General features: G+C 71.2%; 15 protein-coding genes. 7 read left to right on the top strand and 8 right to left on the bottom strand.

The features are described from left to right. Positions 1–14 precede the first annotated feature (14 nt). The 5 genes from CW359_RS17415 (at position 15) to folE (ending at position 6,087) form a co-directional block, all read left to right on the top strand. Entirely contained in the window at positions 15–1,148 is a 1,134-nt protein-coding gene (locus tag CW359_RS17415) for a zinc-dependent metalloprotease (protein WP_105970874.1), read from the top strand. A gap of 191 nt (positions 1,149–1,339) precedes the next feature. Continuing rightward, on the top strand, positions 1,340–2,431 hold the full coding sequence (tilS, locus tag CW359_RS17410; RefSeq protein ID WP_105970873.1) for a tRNA lysidine(34) synthetase TilS: 1,092 nt from the start codon (positions 1,340–1,342) through the stop codon (positions 2,429–2,431). 71 nt (positions 2,432–2,502) lie between these two features. Continuing rightward, entirely contained in the window at positions 2,503–3,063 is a 561-nt protein-coding gene (hpt, locus tag CW359_RS17405) for a hypoxanthine phosphoribosyltransferase (protein WP_105970872.1), read from the top strand. 224 nt (positions 3,064–3,287) lie between these two features. After that, positions 3,288–5,324, top strand: coding sequence for an ATP-dependent zinc metalloprotease FtsH (gene ftsH / locus CW359_RS17400; protein ID WP_105970871.1), 2,037 nt, complete (start codon positions 3,288–3,290; stop codon positions 5,322–5,324). Between the two features lie 157 nt (positions 5,325–5,481). Next, positions 5,482–6,087: a GTP cyclohydrolase I FolE gene (gene folE, locus CW359_RS17395; RefSeq protein ID WP_105970870.1), complete on the top strand. Its 606-nt coding sequence runs from the start codon at positions 5,482–5,484 to the stop codon at positions 6,085–6,087. 11 nt (positions 6,088–6,098) lie between these two features. Here the strand turns inward: folE and CW359_RS17390 are convergent, their stop codons facing one another. From CW359_RS17390 to CW359_RS17365, 6 genes are all read right to left on the bottom strand, one after another. Continuing rightward, positions 6,099–6,584, bottom strand: a complete 486-nt coding sequence (locus CW359_RS17390; RefSeq protein ID WP_105970869.1) for a DUF3180 domain-containing protein — start codon at positions 6,582–6,584, stop codon at positions 6,099–6,101. A 59-nt stretch (positions 6,585–6,643) separates the two neighbouring features. Then, the gene (gene folK, locus CW359_RS17385; RefSeq protein ID WP_105970868.1) at positions 6,644–7,255 is read right to left on the bottom strand and encodes a 2-amino-4-hydroxy-6-hydroxymethyldihydropteridine diphosphokinase; all 612 of its coding nucleotides are present in this window, start codon (positions 7,253–7,255) and stop codon (positions 6,644–6,646) included. Further along, positions 7,252–7,611 carry a dihydroneopterin aldolase gene (folB, locus tag CW359_RS17380; RefSeq protein ID WP_105970867.1) on the bottom strand — a complete coding sequence of 120 codons (360 nt, stop codon included), beginning with the start codon at positions 7,609–7,611 and terminating at the stop codon, positions 7,252–7,254. Before folB ends, folK begins: the two co-directional genes overlap by 4 nt. Positions 7,612–7,847: 236 nt before the next feature. Then, positions 7,848–8,354 carry a nuclear transport factor 2 family protein gene (locus tag CW359_RS17375; protein WP_105970866.1) on the bottom strand — a complete coding sequence of 169 codons (507 nt, stop codon included), beginning with the start codon at positions 8,352–8,354 and terminating at the stop codon, positions 7,848–7,850. Further along, positions 8,351–9,247 carry a dihydropteroate synthase gene (folP, locus tag CW359_RS17370; protein WP_105970865.1) on the bottom strand — a complete coding sequence of 299 codons (897 nt, stop codon included), beginning with the start codon at positions 9,245–9,247 and terminating at the stop codon, positions 8,351–8,353. The genes CW359_RS17375 and folP overlap by 4 nt, the downstream gene beginning before the upstream one ends. A gap of 393 nt (positions 9,248–9,640) precedes the next feature. After that, entirely contained in the window at positions 9,641–11,452 is a 1,812-nt protein-coding gene (locus tag CW359_RS17365) for a phosphatidylglycerol lysyltransferase domain-containing protein (RefSeq protein WP_105970864.1), read from the bottom strand. A gap of 224 nt (positions 11,453–11,676) precedes the next feature. On the opposite strand from CW359_RS17365, the gene CW359_RS17360 reads away from it, so the two are divergent. Both CW359_RS17360 and CW359_RS17355 read left to right on the top strand, forming a co-directional pair. After that, positions 11,677–12,798 carry an alpha/beta hydrolase gene (locus CW359_RS17360; protein WP_105970863.1) on the top strand — a complete coding sequence of 374 codons (1,122 nt, stop codon included), beginning with the start codon at positions 11,677–11,679 and terminating at the stop codon, positions 12,796–12,798. A 135-nt stretch (positions 12,799–12,933) separates the two neighbouring features. Further along, entirely contained in the window at positions 12,934–14,286 is a 1,353-nt protein-coding gene (locus CW359_RS17355) for a cell division protein ZapB (protein ID WP_105970862.1), read from the top strand. A gap of 39 nt (positions 14,287–14,325) precedes the next feature. Here CW359_RS17355 and CW359_RS17350 read toward each other — a convergent pair whose 3' ends face one another. Both CW359_RS17350 and CW359_RS17345 read right to left on the bottom strand, forming a co-directional pair. Next, complete coding sequence (locus CW359_RS17350) at positions 14,326–15,663, bottom strand: PH domain-containing protein (RefSeq protein ID WP_105970861.1); 1,338 nt, start codon at positions 15,661–15,663, stop codon at positions 14,326–14,328. Beyond that, positions 15,660–16,175 carry a PH domain-containing protein gene (locus tag CW359_RS17345; protein WP_105970860.1) on the bottom strand — a complete coding sequence of 172 codons (516 nt, stop codon included), beginning with the start codon at positions 16,173–16,175 and terminating at the stop codon, positions 15,660–15,662. The genes CW359_RS17350 and CW359_RS17345 overlap by 4 nt, the downstream gene beginning before the upstream one ends. Positions 16,176–16,192: the final 17 nt, after the last annotated feature.

Raw genomic sequence — 16,192 nt, 5'->3', positions numbered from 1 at the left:
CGTACGGTTGACGCATGACGAGCATCGGTGGTGCCGCATCTGCTGGGATGGTCGACTGGAATCTCGCGGTGGCGACCGCGACCCGGCTCGTGCGGCCGGGGCCGGAGGTCAGCCGTGACGAGGCGCGGGCCATCGTCGCGGAGCTGCGCCGGCACGCGAAGGCGTCCGAGGAGCACGTCCGGGGCTTCACCCGGATGGGTACCGACGCCGTCCACGACACCCCCGTACTCGTCGTCGACCGCCCCGGCTGGGTGCGGGCGAACGTCGCCGGGTTCCGCGAGGTGCTCAGGCCGCTGCTCGGCAAGATGGAGGAGCGGCGCGGGAGTTCACCCGGCGGGGCCGTGCTCGGGGCCGTCGGCGGCAAGGTCACCGGCGTCGAGCTGGGCATGCTGCTGTCGTTCCTGTCGTCGCGGGTGCTGGGCCAGTACGAGACCTTCGCGCCGGCCACCCGTGAGCTGCCCGCGGGCGCCAATGGCGGTGGCCGGCTGCTGCTCGTCGCGCCGAACATCGTGCACGTGGAGCGCGAACTCGACGTACAGCCCCACGACTTCAGGCTCTGGGTGTGTCTGCACGAGGAGACGCACCGCACCCAGTTCACCGGTGTGCCCTGGCTGCGCGACCACCTGGAGGGCGAAATCCAGTCGTTCTTGGGGGAGACCGACGTCGACCCCTCGACGTTCCTGGAGCGCATCAGGGAGGCCGCGCAGTCCCTCGCGGGCGGTCGGCCGGAGGGCGAGGAGGACGACGGCGGGCGCTCCCTGGTGGAGCTGGTGCAGACGCCGGCCCAGCGGGAGATCCTCGGCCGCCTCACCGCGGTGATGTCCCTCCTGGAGGGGCACGCGGACTTCGTCATGGACGGAGTGGGCCCCGCGGTGGTGCCCTCCGTGGCCGAGATCCGGGAGAAGTTCCAGCAGCGGCGGGCCAAGGGCGCCTCCCGGCTCGACCTCGCGCTGCGCAAACTCCTCGGCCTGGACGCCAAACTCCGGCAGTACCGGGACGGCGAACGCTTCGTCCGCGCGGTCGTCGACCAGGTCGGCATGGACGGCTTCAACCGCGTCTGGACCTCCCCGAACACCCTCCCGACCAAGGCGGAGATCGCCAAACCGGCGGACTGGGTCGCGCGGGTGCACCGCAAGCCCGAATCGTGAGCAGATGGGGCATGTGGTGAAACGAATCCGGCCTACGGCAGGTGAACGCCCCTTCAATCACCCGTCCGAGGGACCGTGGGGCATGGGTAGGCGTGCAATGCTCGGGGAACCGCCCGTTTCTGTCACCATCTACACACTCTGAGTGACCGGAATCGGCTCACCCCCCGAAAACTTCATGAAGGGAACCGGACATGGGTCCCCATCCTGCGGTCGCGGCGATACGCCTGGCGGTTCGCCGCGCCCTCCACGACATCCTGAGCGGGCACCACACCCCGCACCACACCGCACACAACGCCACGCGCAACACCTCGCGCACGGCGCACGCCCCGCTCCTCCCCGGCCCCACCACCTCAGGCGAGTCCGCCCCGCTCGTCCTCGTGGCGTGCTCCGGCGGCGCCGACTCCATGGCGCTCGCCTCCGCGCTGGCGTTCGAAGCGCCCAAACTCGGCCTGCGCGCCGGCGGCGTCACCGTCGACCACGGCCTGCAGCCCGGCTCCGACCTCCGCGCCGACGAGGTCGTCCTGCGGCTGACCGAACTCGGCCTCGCCCCGGTCGAGTCGATCGCCGTCACCGTCGGCCGTGAGGGCGGCCCCGAGGCCGCCGCCCGCGACGCCCGGTACAGCGCCCTGGACGCCGCCGCGGAGCGGCACGGCGCCGCCGCCGTCCTTCTCGGCCACACCCGCGACGACCAGGCCGAGACCGTACTGCTGGGCCTCGCCCGCGGCTCCGGCATCCGCTCCCTCTCCGGAATGGCCGCTGTCTCCGGGGGGCCGGGGGCCCCCGGCCGTTACCGCCGGCCCTTCCTCCAGCTCGACCGGCAGACCGCCCGCAAGGCGTGCATGGTCCAGTCCCTCCCCGTCTGGGACGACCCGCACAACGCCGACCCGGCCTACACCCGGTCCCGGCTGCGCCACGAGGGCCTGCCCGCCCTGGAGAAGGCCCTCGGCAAGGGCGTCGTCGAGGCCCTCGCCCGTACGGCCCAGCTCTCCCGCGACGACGCCGACGCCCTCGACACCTGGGCCCGCCAGGCCGAGGCCTCCGTACGGGACGCCGCGGGCCTCCTGGAGTGCGCCAAGCTGTACGCCCTGCCGCCCGCCGTACGCCGCCGCATCCTGCGCAGCGCCGCCATCGAGGCGGGCGCCCCGGCCGGTTCGCTGTTCGCCCGGCACATCGAGGAAGTCGACCGGCTGATCACCGGCTGGCGTGGTCAGGGGGCCATCAATCTCCCCGGCCGGGTCGTCGCCCAGCGGCAGGGTGGCAGACTGGTGATTCGGCAAGGCTGAATCTCACCCTCCTCTTCGAGGAGGGGCGGGGGTCGGCGGGCCGGGCGAATGGCGACGGGCGACCGAAAGTGATGCGGGTGGACGCGAAAGACATGGGTGCCGACCTCAAGTCGGTGCTCATCACCAAGGAAGAGATCGACGCGAAGCTGGTCGAACTGGCCGCGAAGATCGACGCGGAGTACGCGGGCAAGGACCTGCTGATCGTCGGCGTCCTCAAGGGCGCGGTGATGGTCATGGCCGACCTGGCCCGGGCGCTGTCCACCCCCCTCACCATGGACTGGATGGCCGTGTCGTCTTACGGCGCGGGCACCCAGTCCTCCGGTGTGGTGCGGATCCTCAAGGACCTCGACACCGACATCAAGGGCAAGCACGTCCTCATCGTCGAGGACATCATCGACTCGGGACTGACCCTGTCCTGGCTGATCTCCAACCTGGGCTCCCGGGAGCCCGAGTCGCTGAAGATCTGCACCCTGCTGCGCAAGCCGGAGGCCGCGAAGGTCGCCATCGAGGTGGAGTGGGTCGGCTTCGACATCCCGAACGAGTTCGTGATCGGCTACGGCCTCGACTACGCGGAGAAGTACCGCAACCTCCCGTTCGTCGGTACGCTCGCGCCGCACGTCTACGGCGGCTGACACGGCGCCCGGTCCGGTGGCTGCTGAGCCAAAGGGCCAGTCCTGTGAGACGTCCGGGAACCCCGGAGGGTTTCGCGCCGTTGGAGCATTCGTAGACGGGATCGGCAGCCCGCCCGTGCGCCTTCGGGCAACAAAGCTGGGGTACCGTCCGAAGAGCAGTATTTAGAACAGTCTTTGTCAAACTCACTATGGCAGGAGGGACGGGGCGGCACCGCTCCGTATGGATGGACGTGAAGCGATACTTCCGTGGGCCGGTCATGTGGATCGTGCTGGCCGTCCTTGCCGTGGTCGTGTTGATGCAGGTCGTCGGCTCGTCCGGCGGCTACAAGACGGTGGACACCGGCCAGGTCGTCCAGGCGATCAATGACAACAAGGTCGAGCAGGCCAAGATCACCACCGGTGACGAACAGGTCATCAAGGTCCAGCTCAAGGACGGCCAAAAAGTCGAGGGCAGCTCGAAGATCCAGGCGAGCTACATCGGCGACCAGGGCGTCAACCTGGCGAACACTCTCCAGGACAAGTACCAGAACAAGCAGATTCCGGACGGCTACACGGTCTCTCCGACCAAGCAGAACGCGTTCGTGAGCATCCTGCTGTCGCTGCTCCCCTTCGTCCTCATCGTCGTCGTGTTCCTGTTCCTGATGAACCAGATGCAGGGTGGCGGCTCCCGGGTCATGCAGTTCGGGAAGTCCAAGGCCAAGCTCATCACCAAGGACACCCCGAAGACGACGTTCGCGGACGTCGCGGGCGCGGACGAGGCCGTCGAGGAACTGCACGAGATCAAGGAGTTCCTCCAGGAGCCGGCCAAGTTCCAGGCCGTCGGCGCGAAGATCCCCAAGGGTGTGCTCCTCTACGGGCCTCCCGGTACGGGCAAGACGCTGCTCGCGCGTGCTGTCGCGGGCGAGGCGGGCGTTCCGTTCTACTCGATCTCGGGTTCCGACTTCGTCGAGATGTTCGTCGGTGTCGGTGCCTCCCGAGTGCGTGACCTCTTCGAGCAGGCCAAGGCGAACGCCCCGGCGATCGTCTTCGTCGACGAGATCGACGCGGTCGGCCGCCACCGCGGCGCCGGCCTCGGCGGTGGTCACGACGAGCGCGAGCAGACGCTCAACCAGCTGCTCGTCGAGATGGACGGCTTCGACGTCAAGGGCGGTGTGATCCTCATCGCCGCCACGAACCGTCCGGACATCCTCGACCCGGCGCTGCTGCGCCCCGGCCGTTTCGACCGCCAGATCGCGGTCGACCGCCCGGACATGCTGGGCCGTCTGGAGATCCTCAAGGTTCACCAGAAGGGCAAGCCGGTCGCCCCGGACGTCGATCTGGGTGCGGTCGCCCGCCGTACGCCGGGCTTCACCGGCGCGGACCTGAGCAACGTCCTCAACGAGGCAGCGCTGCTCACCGCCCGCACCGACAAGAAGCTGATCGACAACGCGTCGCTGGACGAGGCGATCGACCGCGTCGTGGCGGGCCCGCAGAAGCGGACCCGGATCATGTCGGAGAAGGAAAAGAAGATCACCGCGTACCACGAGGGCGGCCACGCCCTGGTCGCGGCGGCCTCCCCGAACTCCGACCCGGTCCACAAGATCACGATCCTGTCGCGCGGCCGGGCCCTCGGTTACACGATGGTGCTCCCGGACGAGGACAAGTACTCCACCACCCGCAACGAGATGCTCGACCAGCTGGCCTACATGCTGGGCGGGCGCGCGGCGGAGGAGCTCGTCTTCCACGACCCGACGACGGGCGCGGCGAACGACATCGAGAAGGCCACGGCGACGGCCCGCGCGATGGTCACGCAGTACGGCATGACCGAGCGCCTCGGCGCGATCAAGTTCGGCGGCGACAACACCGAGCCCTTCCTGGGCCGGGAGATGTCGCACCCGCGCGACTACTCGGAAGAGGTCGCCGCGCTCGTCGACGAAGAGGTCAAGAAGCTCATCGAGAACGCGCACAACGAGGCCTGGGAGATCCTGGTCGAGAACCGCGACGTGCTCGACGCGCTGGTGCTGGAACTGCTGGAGAAGGAGACGCTGAGCAAGGAGCAGATCGCCGAGGTCTTCGCTCCCATCATCAAGCGCCCGGCCCGCCCCGCGTGGACCGGCTCCTCCCGCCGTACGCCGTCCACCCGCCCGCCGGTGCTCTCCCCCAAGGAGCTGTCGCTGACGAACGGGACCAACGGCTCGGCGCCGGCCATCACCACCAAGGCCGGAGCCACCGAGTCCGTCCCCGCGACGGAGCCGGTGCCGGAGGACCGCCCGGAGAGCTGATCCCGGCTCACCGGCCCCCTCCGGCCCTTCCCGCTCAGCGGGCCCGGAATGGATGCCGCGCCCCCCAGGTTCTAGCCTGGGGGGCGCGGCATTTCGGTATGTCCGCACGTGCGACGCATGGTCCACACGTGTGACAGGGACAGGAACGAGGCACCAGATGACCGACCCCGTGACGCTGGACGGCGAGGGCACGATCGGCGAGTTCGACGAGAAGCGGGCGGAGAACGCCGTACGCGAACTGCTGATCGCGGTCGGCGAGGACCCGGACCGCGAGGGCCTGCGGGAGACACCGGGGCGGGTGGCGCGGGCGTACCGCGAGATATTCGCGGGGCTGTGGCAGCGGCCCGAGGACGTGCTGACGACGACGTTCGACCTCGGGCACGACGAGATGGTGCTGGTGAAGGACATCGAGGTGCTGTCCTCCTGTGAGCACCACCTCGTGCCGTTCGTCGGGGTCGCCCATGTCGGCTACATCCCGTCGGCCGACGGGAAGATCACCGGACTGTCGAAGCTGGCCCGGCTGGTGGACGTGTACGCCCGCAGGCCGCAGGTGCAGGAACGGCTCACCACCCAGATCGCCGACTCCCTGATGGAGATCCTGGAGCCGCGCGGGGTGATCGTCGTCGTTCAGTGCGAGCACATGTGCATGTCGATGCGGGGGGTCCGGAAGCCGGGGGCGAAGACGATCACCTCGGCTGTGCGGGGGCAGTTGCGGGATCCCGCCACCCGTAACGAGGCGATGAGCTTGATCATGGCTCGCTGAGCCACGTCACGTCACGCCGCGGGCGCCGTGCCCGCGTTGGTGTCGTCGTCCTCCGGGAGTTTGCAGACCCGCTCCAGGAAGAAGGCCGCCGCTATCACCGCGATGCCCGCCAGGACCGAGAAACCGGCGTAGAACGCCTGGTCGCGGCGGGCCGGGATGTCCAGGGACTCCAGGAGGAAGACGCCCGTGCCGCCGTACATACCGGCGACCAGGGCGGCCACCAGGGCGCTGGCCTGGCCGAAGACGACCGCGCGGGCGGCCATCAGGGGGTCGACGCCCTTGGCGCCGGGGCGGCGGTCGCGCTGGGCCTTGAGGCGGGCGCGCAGCGAGAGGGCCGTGGCCAGCAGGACCACGGCGATCAGGGCGAGCACGACGGGCGCGGCCAGCGGGACGCTGGGGAGTGTCCCCACCGAGTTCCACAGCCGGGCGCCCGCCCACGAGAGCACCCCGGCCACCGCGAACACGCCGGCCAGCATCTTGATGTGCAGCTCTCTCACGGTGCCCCTTCAGCTCCCCGGAAGCGACCACCGGCCCGTGGTCGTCATGACCTTAACGGCTATTCCGGCAGCTGGAGTTCCAGGTCGGCGCGGGGCGCGACACCGTCCAGGGCGACCTGCTCCAGGAGCGCCGCCACCGGGCCGCGGCCGGGCAGCTGGGCCTCGGGGTCCACGTCGTGCCAGGGGGCGAGGACGAAGGCCCGTTCGTGGGCGCGCGGGTGGGGGAGGGTGAGCGCGGGGTCGTCGGAGACCTCGTCGGCGTACGCGACGATGTCGACGTCGATCGTGCGCGCGCCCCAGCGCTCCTCGCGGACCCGGTGGAAGGCCTCCTCGACGGCGTGCGCGCGCTCCAGGAGCGAGGACGGGGGGAGCGTCGTCTTCAGGACGACCACCGCGTTGAAGTACGACGGCTGGCTGCCCGCCGGGACACCCCACGGCTCCGTCTCGTAGACGGGGGAGACCGCCTTGACGCGGACGCCCGGGGTGTCCTCCAGGGCGTCGATGGCGCCCTGGAGGGTCTCCAGGCGGTTGCCGAGGTTCGAGCCGAGGGAGATGACGGCCCGCTTCGGGTTGTGCAGGGTGGTGTCGGCGGCGTCCACCTGCTGGACGACGGAGGCCGGCACCGGCTGGACGGTCGGGTCGCTCTGACTCTCGGTGAACGAGGCGGTCATACTCGGCTCCGGGTGATGGTGATGGTCACGTCGTCGAAGGGGACCGTGATCGGCGCGTCCGGTTTGTGGACGCAGACCTCGACCTCCTGGACCCCCGGGTGCTTCAGGCAGGCCTGCGCGATGCGCTCGGCGAGGGTCTCGATCAGGTCGACGGGCTCGCCCTCGACGACGGCCACGACCTCCTCCGCCACGATGCCGTAGTGCACGGTCTTCGCCAGGTCGTCGTCGGCCGCGGCCGGGCGGGTGTCCAGGCCGAGGGAGAGGTCCACGACGAACGTCTGGCCCTCCGCCCGCTCCTGCGGGAACACACCGTGGTGTCCACGGGCCCTCAGGCCGCGCAGCGCGACACGATCCACGCGAATCACTCCTGCAGTCGTCGTTGGCGGCAGCCTCGAAGAGGCCGCCGACCGGGTGCGGTCGGCCCGGCAGCCACTTCCGAATCTACCTTCGGGCACTGACAGTGCCCGTCCCGCGAGGGGCCCGTCCAAGGGATGGAGGGGAGGGTTCATCGGCTGTTTCCCCGTGGGAACACGGCTGCTCACGGGCTGGTAGCCGCACTTACCCCGAGATCGTGATTCCAACCACGTTCGGTTCAGGAGGGTGTGTCGTCGTCCTCGTCCTCGTCGTTCTCGGCCAGGACCGGGGAGGCGTGGTGCGACCAGAGCTTCCAGCCGGCGGGCGTACGGCGGAACACGTTCGTGGCGACGACCAACTGGCCGACCAGCGGGCCCAGCTCGCCGTCGCTGTCCTCGGGGGGCGGGCCGCCGCTGAGGATGTTCTCCGTGCAGTTCACCAGGGCGGTGTCGCCGGTCACGGAGACGTGCACGTCGGTCAGGAAGAACTGGATGTACTCGGTGTTCGCCATGATCAGCGCGTACGAGCGCAGCACCTCGCCGCGTCCGGTCAGCACCGGCCAGCCCGGGTGCACGCAGGAGACCACACCGGTCTCCGCGGGGTCGTGGTACTCCTCGTCGACGCCCAGGTCGGCGGGGGTCAGCCAGAGCGCCGAGACCTCGTCGAAGTCGCCCTGTTCCAGAGCCTCGTAGAAGGCCCGGTTGGCGAGTTCGACCTGCTCGACGTCGGTGTGGGGCGCGCTCACCGGGCTCCCTCCGCGCCGCGGACGGCTTCGGCGTCGCGGGCCCACTCCACCGCGCGGGCGACCCGTACGGCGTCGGCGGTGGCACGGACCTCGTGCACGCGGACCGCCCAGGCGCCCTGGTGGGCGGCGAGCGCGGAGACGGCGGCGGTGGCGGCGTCGCGCTCCCGCGCGGGGGGCGGGGCGCCCTCGGGACCGGCCAGTACGCGGCCCAGGAACCGCTTGCGGGACGCGGCGACCAGGAGGGGGTGGCCCAGGCCGTGCAGGCGGTCCAGGTGGGCCAGGAGGGTCAGGTCGTGGTCGGCGCCCTTGGAGAAGCCGAGTCCCGGGTCCACGACGATCCGGTCGGGGGCGACCCCGCCGGCGAGTACGGCGTCCACGCGCGCGTGCAGCTCGTCGACGACCTCGGAGACGACGTCCGCGTACACGCCCTTGACGTTCGCGCCCTCCAGGAAGCCCCGCCAGTGCATGACGACGAAGGGGGCACCGGCGTCCGCGACGACCGGGACCATCGCGGGGTCCGCGAGGCCGCCGCTGACGTCGTTGACGAGTACGGCGCCTGCCGCGAGCGCCTGTTCGGCGACCGAGGCGCGCATGGTGTCGACGGAGACGGTGACGCCCTCGGCGGCGAGGCCGCGGACCACGGGGACGACGCGCTTGAGTTCCTCGGCCTCGTCGACCCGGCTGGCGCCGGGGCGGGTGGACTCGCCGCCGACGTCCACGAGGTCGGCGCCCTCGGTGACCAGGTCGAGGCCGTGCTTGACGGCGTTGGTGGTGTCGAACCAGCGGCCCCCGTCGGAGAAGGAGTCCGGGGTGACGTTCACGACGCCCATGACCGCGCAGCGGTCCCAGGCCGGGAGGCCGGCGACCCGGCCGCGTCCGCTGTGGTTGTTCATGCGTTCAGCGTAGGCCCCCGGCGGTTGGGCGGTGTGTTGTGGCTTGGGCCTTTGGTTTCCCACCCACCCACCCGTCTCGGTCGGTCGATCAGTTCGGTCGAAAAGCGTCCGCGCTCGGTCGGAAAGAAACCTCGGCCCGATTGGGGAACTGCCTCGGCCCGACGGGAGAACTGCGTCGATCTGATTGGGGAGCTGCCTCGGCCCGGCAGTGCTGCGGCCCAGGCGAGGTCGGGATGCTGGCTCCGCGCAGGGTCGTCACCCGGTACCCGCCCCGGCGCGAAGCGACCGCGCCCCCCGTCGCCGGAGAACCGGCATCGGCCCGTGGCCCGAGCGGTGACCCCTGGCTGGGACGGGGTGGGGACGCCGCTCGGGCCTGTCTCTGGTGGGCGTGGGCTATGCCGGCCGTACCGTTCCTCTGTCCGCCACCCCGTGGGCGCATGGGCGGCGAGGGGATGTGCGGCGGCGGAGGATGCGAGGGAGGGCCAGGGTTACGAAGCCCTCTGCCTGCATGGCCGCCAGGCCGATGCGCGGGAGGTCGCTGGAGGTGCGGTAGACCACGAAGCGGGGTTCCCAGCGGGGGCGGAACTTCGCGTTGAACTTGTACAGGGACTCGATCTGGAACCAGCGGGACAGGAAGACCAACAGGCCCCGCCAGGCCCGTAGGACAGGGCCCGCGCCGATCTTCTCGCCGCGGGCCAGGGCCGAGCGGAACATCGCGAAGTTGAGGGAGATACGGGCCACGCCCAGGCGCGGGGCGGCCTCCAGGGCGGCGACGATGAGGAGTTCGTTCATGCCGGGGTCGGCCGCGCGGTCGCGGCGCATCAGGTCCAGGGAGACGCCGTCGGTGCCCCAGGGCACGAAGTGCAGGATCGCCTTCAGATCGCCGTACGGGCCGGGTGTCTCGTCGGTCTTGTGGGCCGTGGCGATCAGGCAGTCGCCGTCGCCGGGGTCGCCGATGCGGCCCAGGGCCATCGAGAAGCCGCGCTCGGTGTCGGTGCCGCGCCAGGCCTCCGCGGCGAGCCGGATGCGCTCCAGCTCGTTCTCCCCGAGGTCACGGATGCGCCGTACCCGGGTTTCGTAGCCCGCGCGTTCGATGCGCTTGACCATCTGGCGCACGTTTCGCATCGCGCGCCCGGAGAGGGAGAAATCCGCGACGTCCACCACCGCCTCGTCGCCCAGTTCGAGGGCGTCGAGGCCGGTCTCGCGGGTCCAGACCTCGCCGCCGGTCTCCGAGCAGCCCATCACCGCGGGGGTCCAGGAGTGGGCCTTGGCCTCGTCCATGAAGCGCTCGATCGCGCCCGGCCACGCCTCCACGTCACCGATCGGGTCGCCGCTGGCCAGCATCACACCGGAGACGACGCGGTAGGTCACCGCGGCCTTGCCGCTGGGGGAGAAGACGACCGCCTTGTCGCGGCGGAGCGCGAAGTGGCCGAGGGAGTCGCGGCGGCCGTGCCTGTCGAGCAGGGCGCGCAGCCGGTTCTCGTCCTCCTCGGTCAGCTGTGCGGCCGGGTGTTCGGGGCGGAAGGCGAAGTAGATCGTCGTGATGGCGGTCAGCAGGCCGAGGGCGCCCAGGGAGTAGCCGACGGTCCAGGAGGTGGGCCCGTCGTAGTCGACGGGGCCCTCGAAGCCGAACAGGCCGTACAGGACGTGCGTGATGCGGTCCGCGAGGCTCGGGTCGCCGTACATGCGGTCGCCGTGGGCGCTCACTATGACCAGGCCGAGGGCCAGCGAACCGGCGCTCATCAGGACGAAGTTGGTGAGCGCGCGCCAGCGGCTGCGCGGGTCGGGCAGGGCCTCGAACTCGGTGCGGTGGCGCAGCAGCACCACCAGCAGGAGTACGGAGATGACCAGCCCGACGAGCGAGTGCCGGTAGGCGAACTGGGCCACCGCGCCGGCCGGCAGCAGGGCCACGGCGGCCCGCCAGGCCCGGCGCTTGCGGCGGCGCAGGCCGTGCGCGAGGAGCAGCAGCAGTACGCCGGTGCTGAGCGAGAGCGCGGCGGCGAACGGACCGAGGGCGCCCGGCAGCACCTCGGCGATGGCGTGCATCCGGCTGTGCCTGAAGCGCGGGAACACCCCGGCGGCGATGTCGACCAGACCCACCAGCGCACAGGCCCGGGCGACCACCGCGGGGACGGCTTCGGGACGCGGGCCGCGCAGTACGCGCCGTACTCGGCTTGATCGTCGCCCTGGAACCTCGGTCGACATTTCACCATCTGTCCTGACAGACATCGCATCCCGTAGTTCTGCGAGAGACCTGGAATCCGGAGCCAATCCGGCATCCGGCGACATTGCGCCCTCTAGGACGGTGTCTCGGGGGAACAGGTTCACTCCCCTGTGGAAAGCCGTTTCAAAGGACATCCAAAGCCCGGGGCAAGCCGCAGTGAAGGAAGCGCGCTCGTCGTCGGCGAAGAGAGTGGGCGACTGCAGTCATGGGTCTCACGAGCAAGACGGTGCTGGCGCTGGCGATCCTGGCCGCCGCACTGCTGTTCATCGGCACGATCGTGTTCTGGCCCCGGCTGGCGCGCGGCAACTGGCGGGCCGTCGGCGGGCGGGCGGTGCTGCTCCTCGCGACCCAGGTCATGGTGTTCGCGTCGGTCGGGCTCGCCGTCAACCAGAGCTTCGGTTTTTACGCCTCCTGGGACGACCTCCTGGGCAAGGAGACCGACCAGGGCGTGGTCGTCGACCAGAGTTCCGGGGCGCACGGCGGCTTCCAGGTGCTGTCCACCCGGTCGGTGAGCGTGCCGGGCGGCCATCTGCCCAGGGTGGGCGGCCAGATCCAGAAGATCGGCGTCGTCGGCAAGCGGACGGGGATCACCTCTCCGGCGTACGTCTATCTGCCACCGGAGTACTTCCAGCCGCAGTACGCGAAGCGCACCTTTCCGGTCGTTGTCGTGCTGACCGGTTATCCGGGGACCTCGGAGTCCCTCATCACCAAGCTCAACTACCCGCACACGGCGCACGAGTTGGTGCGCGACGGCAGGGCGCAGCCGATGATCCTGGTGATGCTGCGGCCGACCGTCGCGCCGCCCCGGGACACCGAGTGCGTGGACGTGCCGAACGGTCCGCAGACGGAGACGTTCTTCGCCCGGGACCTGCCCGCGGTGATCGCCGGGCACTACCGGGTCGGCTCGAAGCCCGGCAGCTGGGGCATCATCGGCGACTCGACGGGCGGCTACTGCGCGCTGAAGCTCGCGATGCACCACCCGCGCGTGTACACGGCCGCGGTGGGGCTCTCGCCCTCCTACAAGGCGCCGATCGACGCCACCACGGGAGACCTCTTCCAGGGGGACAAGGAGCTGAAGCGCCACGCCGACCTGGAGTGGTACATCAGGCACCAGCCGCCGCCGGACGTCTCCCTCCTGGTCACCACCAGCAGGCACGGCGAGGCCAACTACGGCCCCACGATGCGGTTCGTGGACCTCGTCAAGACGAAGGCCCCGACCAGGATCGCGACGATCGTCCTGGAGAGCGGCGGCCACAACTTCAACACCTGGCGGCGGGAGATCCCCGGTTCGCTGGAGTGGCTGAGCCAGCGGCTGACCGATCGCTGACGCCCGCCGACAGCTGCCGGGGCACGCCCCAATGGCTGGATCACTGACGCCCCAAGCCCTGTGCGAGGTTTGGGGCGACTGTGTTTTTACCGGGCGGGGCGCCAAGATTCGCCTACGCGCGGTAAGTTTCTGGCCATGCCACGTGGACGCCACCGTCATTCACCCCCTCTGCACCGGCTCCTCCCTCCCGCGGCGATAGCGGGCGTCTCGCTCGTCTGCGCCCTGGGGCCCTGGGTGTTCACGGATACCGGCCTGCTCCGGGTGATCGCCGCGTTCGCCGCCGCGATCACGGTCGTCGGCGCGGCCGTCATGCGCCGCTGGGACATGGAGGCGGGCAAGCAGGTCGCGGACCTCGTACGCGCGCGTGCGAGCGACGACTGGCGGCACGAGGAGCGCATCGCCGAGCTGGAGAGCGACCTGGAGGAGTCCCGCGAGCTGCGCGTCAAGCTGGAGCAGAAGCTGCGCGCGAAGCGGACCGAACTGCAGGGCCTGCGCAACGAACACGCGGCGCTGCTGCGGCGCTACGCCACCGCGGAGACCGAGCGGGCCAGCGCCCTGGAGGGCCGCCGGCTGCTGGAGCTGGAGGCCTCGGTACCGGATCAGGGCACGGACGCCGATGCGGACGTGGACGCCGATACCGATGTGGACGCCGACGTCGAGGTGAAGGCGGCTTCGGGTACGGGTACGGGTTCCGCGCGGGCGCTCACGTCCGGCTCCGGCGAGTCCGCGGACACGTCGGACTCCGACGCCGCCGCGCTGGACGCGGCGGCGGCCGGGGTGTCGGCCGCACTGGGTGCGGTGGTCTCCGGCGACACGGACGAGACGGACGACGACGAGAAGATCCCGGCGGCGCCGACGATCTTCTCCCCGGAGGGCTCCTCGCTCTTCCTGCGGGCGCGGGCGGCACTGGCCAGGTTCGACGGCGACGCGCCGGTGAAGACCGCCCCGGCCCCGGCCGACGCGGCGAAGGCCGTGACGGTCCCGGCGATCCCCGAGGCCACCGACGGCCCCGGCGCGGACAAGGCCGCCAAGGCCGGTAAGGCCGGCAAGACGGAGGCCGTGCGGGAGGAGAACGAGGCGAAGGGGAAGCCCGAGGCGGCCCGCGGACACACGCGTGCCGCCGTCACCCCCGCCGAGGCGAAGCCCGCCAAGCCCGCGAGCGGCACCGGGCACTTCACCGTGCCGACCGCGGTGGCCGTCGTACCGACGAGCGCGCCCCTGCGCCGGCCGGGCGCCGAGGGCGGGTTCGACTTCTTCGGCACGCAGAAGGAGTCGGCGTCCGCAGCGCTGGAGTCCGTGCAGAACGAGGACCTCGCCGACGTCGTCGGGCAGGAGGCGCTCGCGCTGCACAAGGCGGAGTCCGAGGACCGGTTCAAGCCCGCGGACGAGCAGTCGCGCGGGATCGGCAGCGGCCAGGTGATCGACCTGACGGCCCACGACGAGACCGAGCACATCGACATGCAGGGGCTGCGCAGCGCGGTCTCCTGACCGCGGTTCACACCCCGCCCGTATGTCCGTACGCTCCCGTCACACCATCCAGCGGTCCGGCAGCGCCTCCCGCCGTCCCGTGCGCGACCGCTCGGCCTGTCCACGGAGCAGCTCGGCGGCCTCCTGTGCGTCCCGCAGACCGGCTGTGACGGTCTTGTTGGCCCCCGTGTCCACATGGACGTCCGCGAGGCCCTTGAAGCGCGCCCAGGGCCCTTGCTCCAGCCGTACGGACTGGACCTTGGCGTGCGGGACCAGCGCCAGGCTGCGGCGCAGCAGTCCGTGCCGGGACACGAAGACGGCGTCGGTGACGGCGATGCCGTAGCCGCGCCACCAGAAGGGCAGGCACCAGCCCGCCCGGCGCGGTGGCCGCGACAGTTCGGCGGGCACCGTCACCCCGGGCAGCACCCGGCCTATCACCGCCTCCGCGATCTCGCGCGGCGCCACCGGCACCAGCACCGAGTTCGACGAACCCGCGACGTCCAGCTCCACCCGGACCCATCCGCGCCGCCGCCACAGCAGCGGCTCCACGATCCGTACGGTCTGCACGCGCCCGGGCGGCACCGTCTCGTGCGTGCGGTCGAGCAGCCCGTGGTCGATGCGCAGCCCGTCCGGGGACTCGCCGACCGTCCAGTCGTACTCGGCGACGAACCGCCCCACGCTGCTCGCGCCCGCCGCGCCGAGCAGCGGCAGACCGGTCGCGAGGACCGTCCACAGGCTGTGGGTGGCGAACCAGAGGAACGGCGGTACGACCAGTGCGGCGGCCAGCGAGCCCCAGGTCGCGCCGGTCAGCACCAGGGAGATCGCGAGCACGCGCGCGGGGATGTGCAGCAGCTGCCGTACGGGTGCCTCACCGACCTCGTGCGCGGTCTCGGGCGCGAACCCGGCCGCGCGGGCGAGGAGTTCGGCGCGCAGGGCACGCGCGTGCCCCTCGCCGAGGTAGGCCAGCTCGTCCTTCTTGTCCGTCCCGACGACGTCCAGCTTGAGCTTGGCGACGCCCGCGACCCGGGCCAGCAGCGGCTGGGTGATGTCGACGGCCTGGATGCGTTCGAGCCGGATGTGCACGGTGCGCCGGAACAACAGGCCGGTACGGATGCGCAGTTCGGTCTCCGTCACCGCGAAGTGCGTGAACCACCAGGTCAGAAAGCCGTACAGGGCACCGCCCACGACACACACGGCGAGCCCGAGCAGCAGGGTCGTGGTCGTCAGCCTGGTGAGCTGGCGCTGCGCCTGGTCGGGGTCGTGCACCGCCCACCCGATGAGCACGGCGACCGGCGCCCACGCCCGCCGCAGCGGCGTCACGGGATGCAGCCGCTGCTCGACGACCGGCTGCTTGCCGTCCTCTATGGGTACGTCGGTGTCGGTGCCCGGGGTCGTCACAGGCCCGCCGATCGGGCCTCGCCCAGCTCGGTGAGCCGGTCCCGCAGCCGTTCCGCCTCGGCCGGTTCGAGGCCGGGGATGAGCGCGTCGGTCGCGGCGGCGGCCGTGTGCAGCTGCACGCTGGCCAGCCCGAAGTGCCGGGCGACGGGACCCGAGGTCACCTCGACCAGCTGCATCCGCCCGTACGGCACGATCGTCTCCTCGCGCCACAGCACACCCCGGCTGATCAGCAGGTCGTCGGCCCGCTCCGCGTACCGCCAGGAGGCCCAGTTGCGGCCCAGCATCGGCCAGCCCCACAGCAGCAGGGCGAGCGGCAGCAGCGCGAAGGACGCCCACGCGGGGCCGCAGAGCAGGCCGAGCAGCAGCCCCGTACCGAGTGTCAGCGGGGCCAGCCAGACCACCAGCAGCAGCCGGCGCATCCGCAGCAGGTCCCGGGGCAGCCCGGTCCACACCGGCTCGTCGCGCCGCTCGCCTCGTGCTTCGCCCGCGGTATCGGGGCTCCCGGTCTCCATGCCGCAAGCCTACGTAC

Source organism: Streptomyces geranii, from assembly GCF_002954775.1.
GTDB classification, from domain to species: Bacteria; Actinomycetota; Actinomycetes; order Streptomycetales; family Streptomycetaceae; genus Streptomyces; species Streptomyces geranii.
This window is presented reverse-complemented; position numbering and strand designations above follow the sequence as displayed.

Coding starts and splice junctions, on each gene's coding strand:
- CW359_RS17415 (WP_105970874.1), top strand. CDS start 15: ATGACGAGCATCGGTGGTGCCGCATCTGCTGGGATGGTCGACTGGAAT.
- tilS (WP_105970873.1), top strand. CDS start 1,340: ATGGGTCCCCATCCTGCGGTCGCGGCGATACGCCTGGCGGTTCGCCGC.
- hpt (WP_105970872.1), top strand. CDS start 2,503: ATGCGGGTGGACGCGAAAGACATGGGTGCCGACCTCAAGTCGGTGCTC.
- ftsH (WP_105970871.1), top strand. CDS start 3,288: ATGGACGTGAAGCGATACTTCCGTGGGCCGGTCATGTGGATCGTGCTG.
- folE (WP_105970870.1), top strand. CDS start 5,482: ATGACCGACCCCGTGACGCTGGACGGCGAGGGCACGATCGGCGAGTTC.
- folK (WP_105970868.1), bottom strand. CDS start 7,255: ATGACCGCCTCGTTCACCGAGAGTCAGAGCGACCCGACCGTCCAGCCG.
- folP (WP_105970865.1), bottom strand. CDS start 9,247: ATGAACAACCACAGCGGACGCGGCCGGGTCGCCGGCCTCCCGGCCTGG.
- CW359_RS17365 (WP_105970864.1), bottom strand. CDS start 11,452: ATGTCGACCGAGGTTCCAGGGCGACGATCAAGCCGAGTACGGCGCGTA.
- CW359_RS17360 (WP_105970863.1), top strand. CDS start 11,677: ATGGGTCTCACGAGCAAGACGGTGCTGGCGCTGGCGATCCTGGCCGCC.
- CW359_RS17355 (WP_105970862.1), top strand. CDS start 12,934: ATGCCACGTGGACGCCACCGTCATTCACCCCCTCTGCACCGGCTCCTC.
- CW359_RS17345 (WP_105970860.1), bottom strand. CDS start 16,175: ATGGAGACCGGGAGCCCCGATACCGCGGGCGAAGCACGAGGCGAGCGG.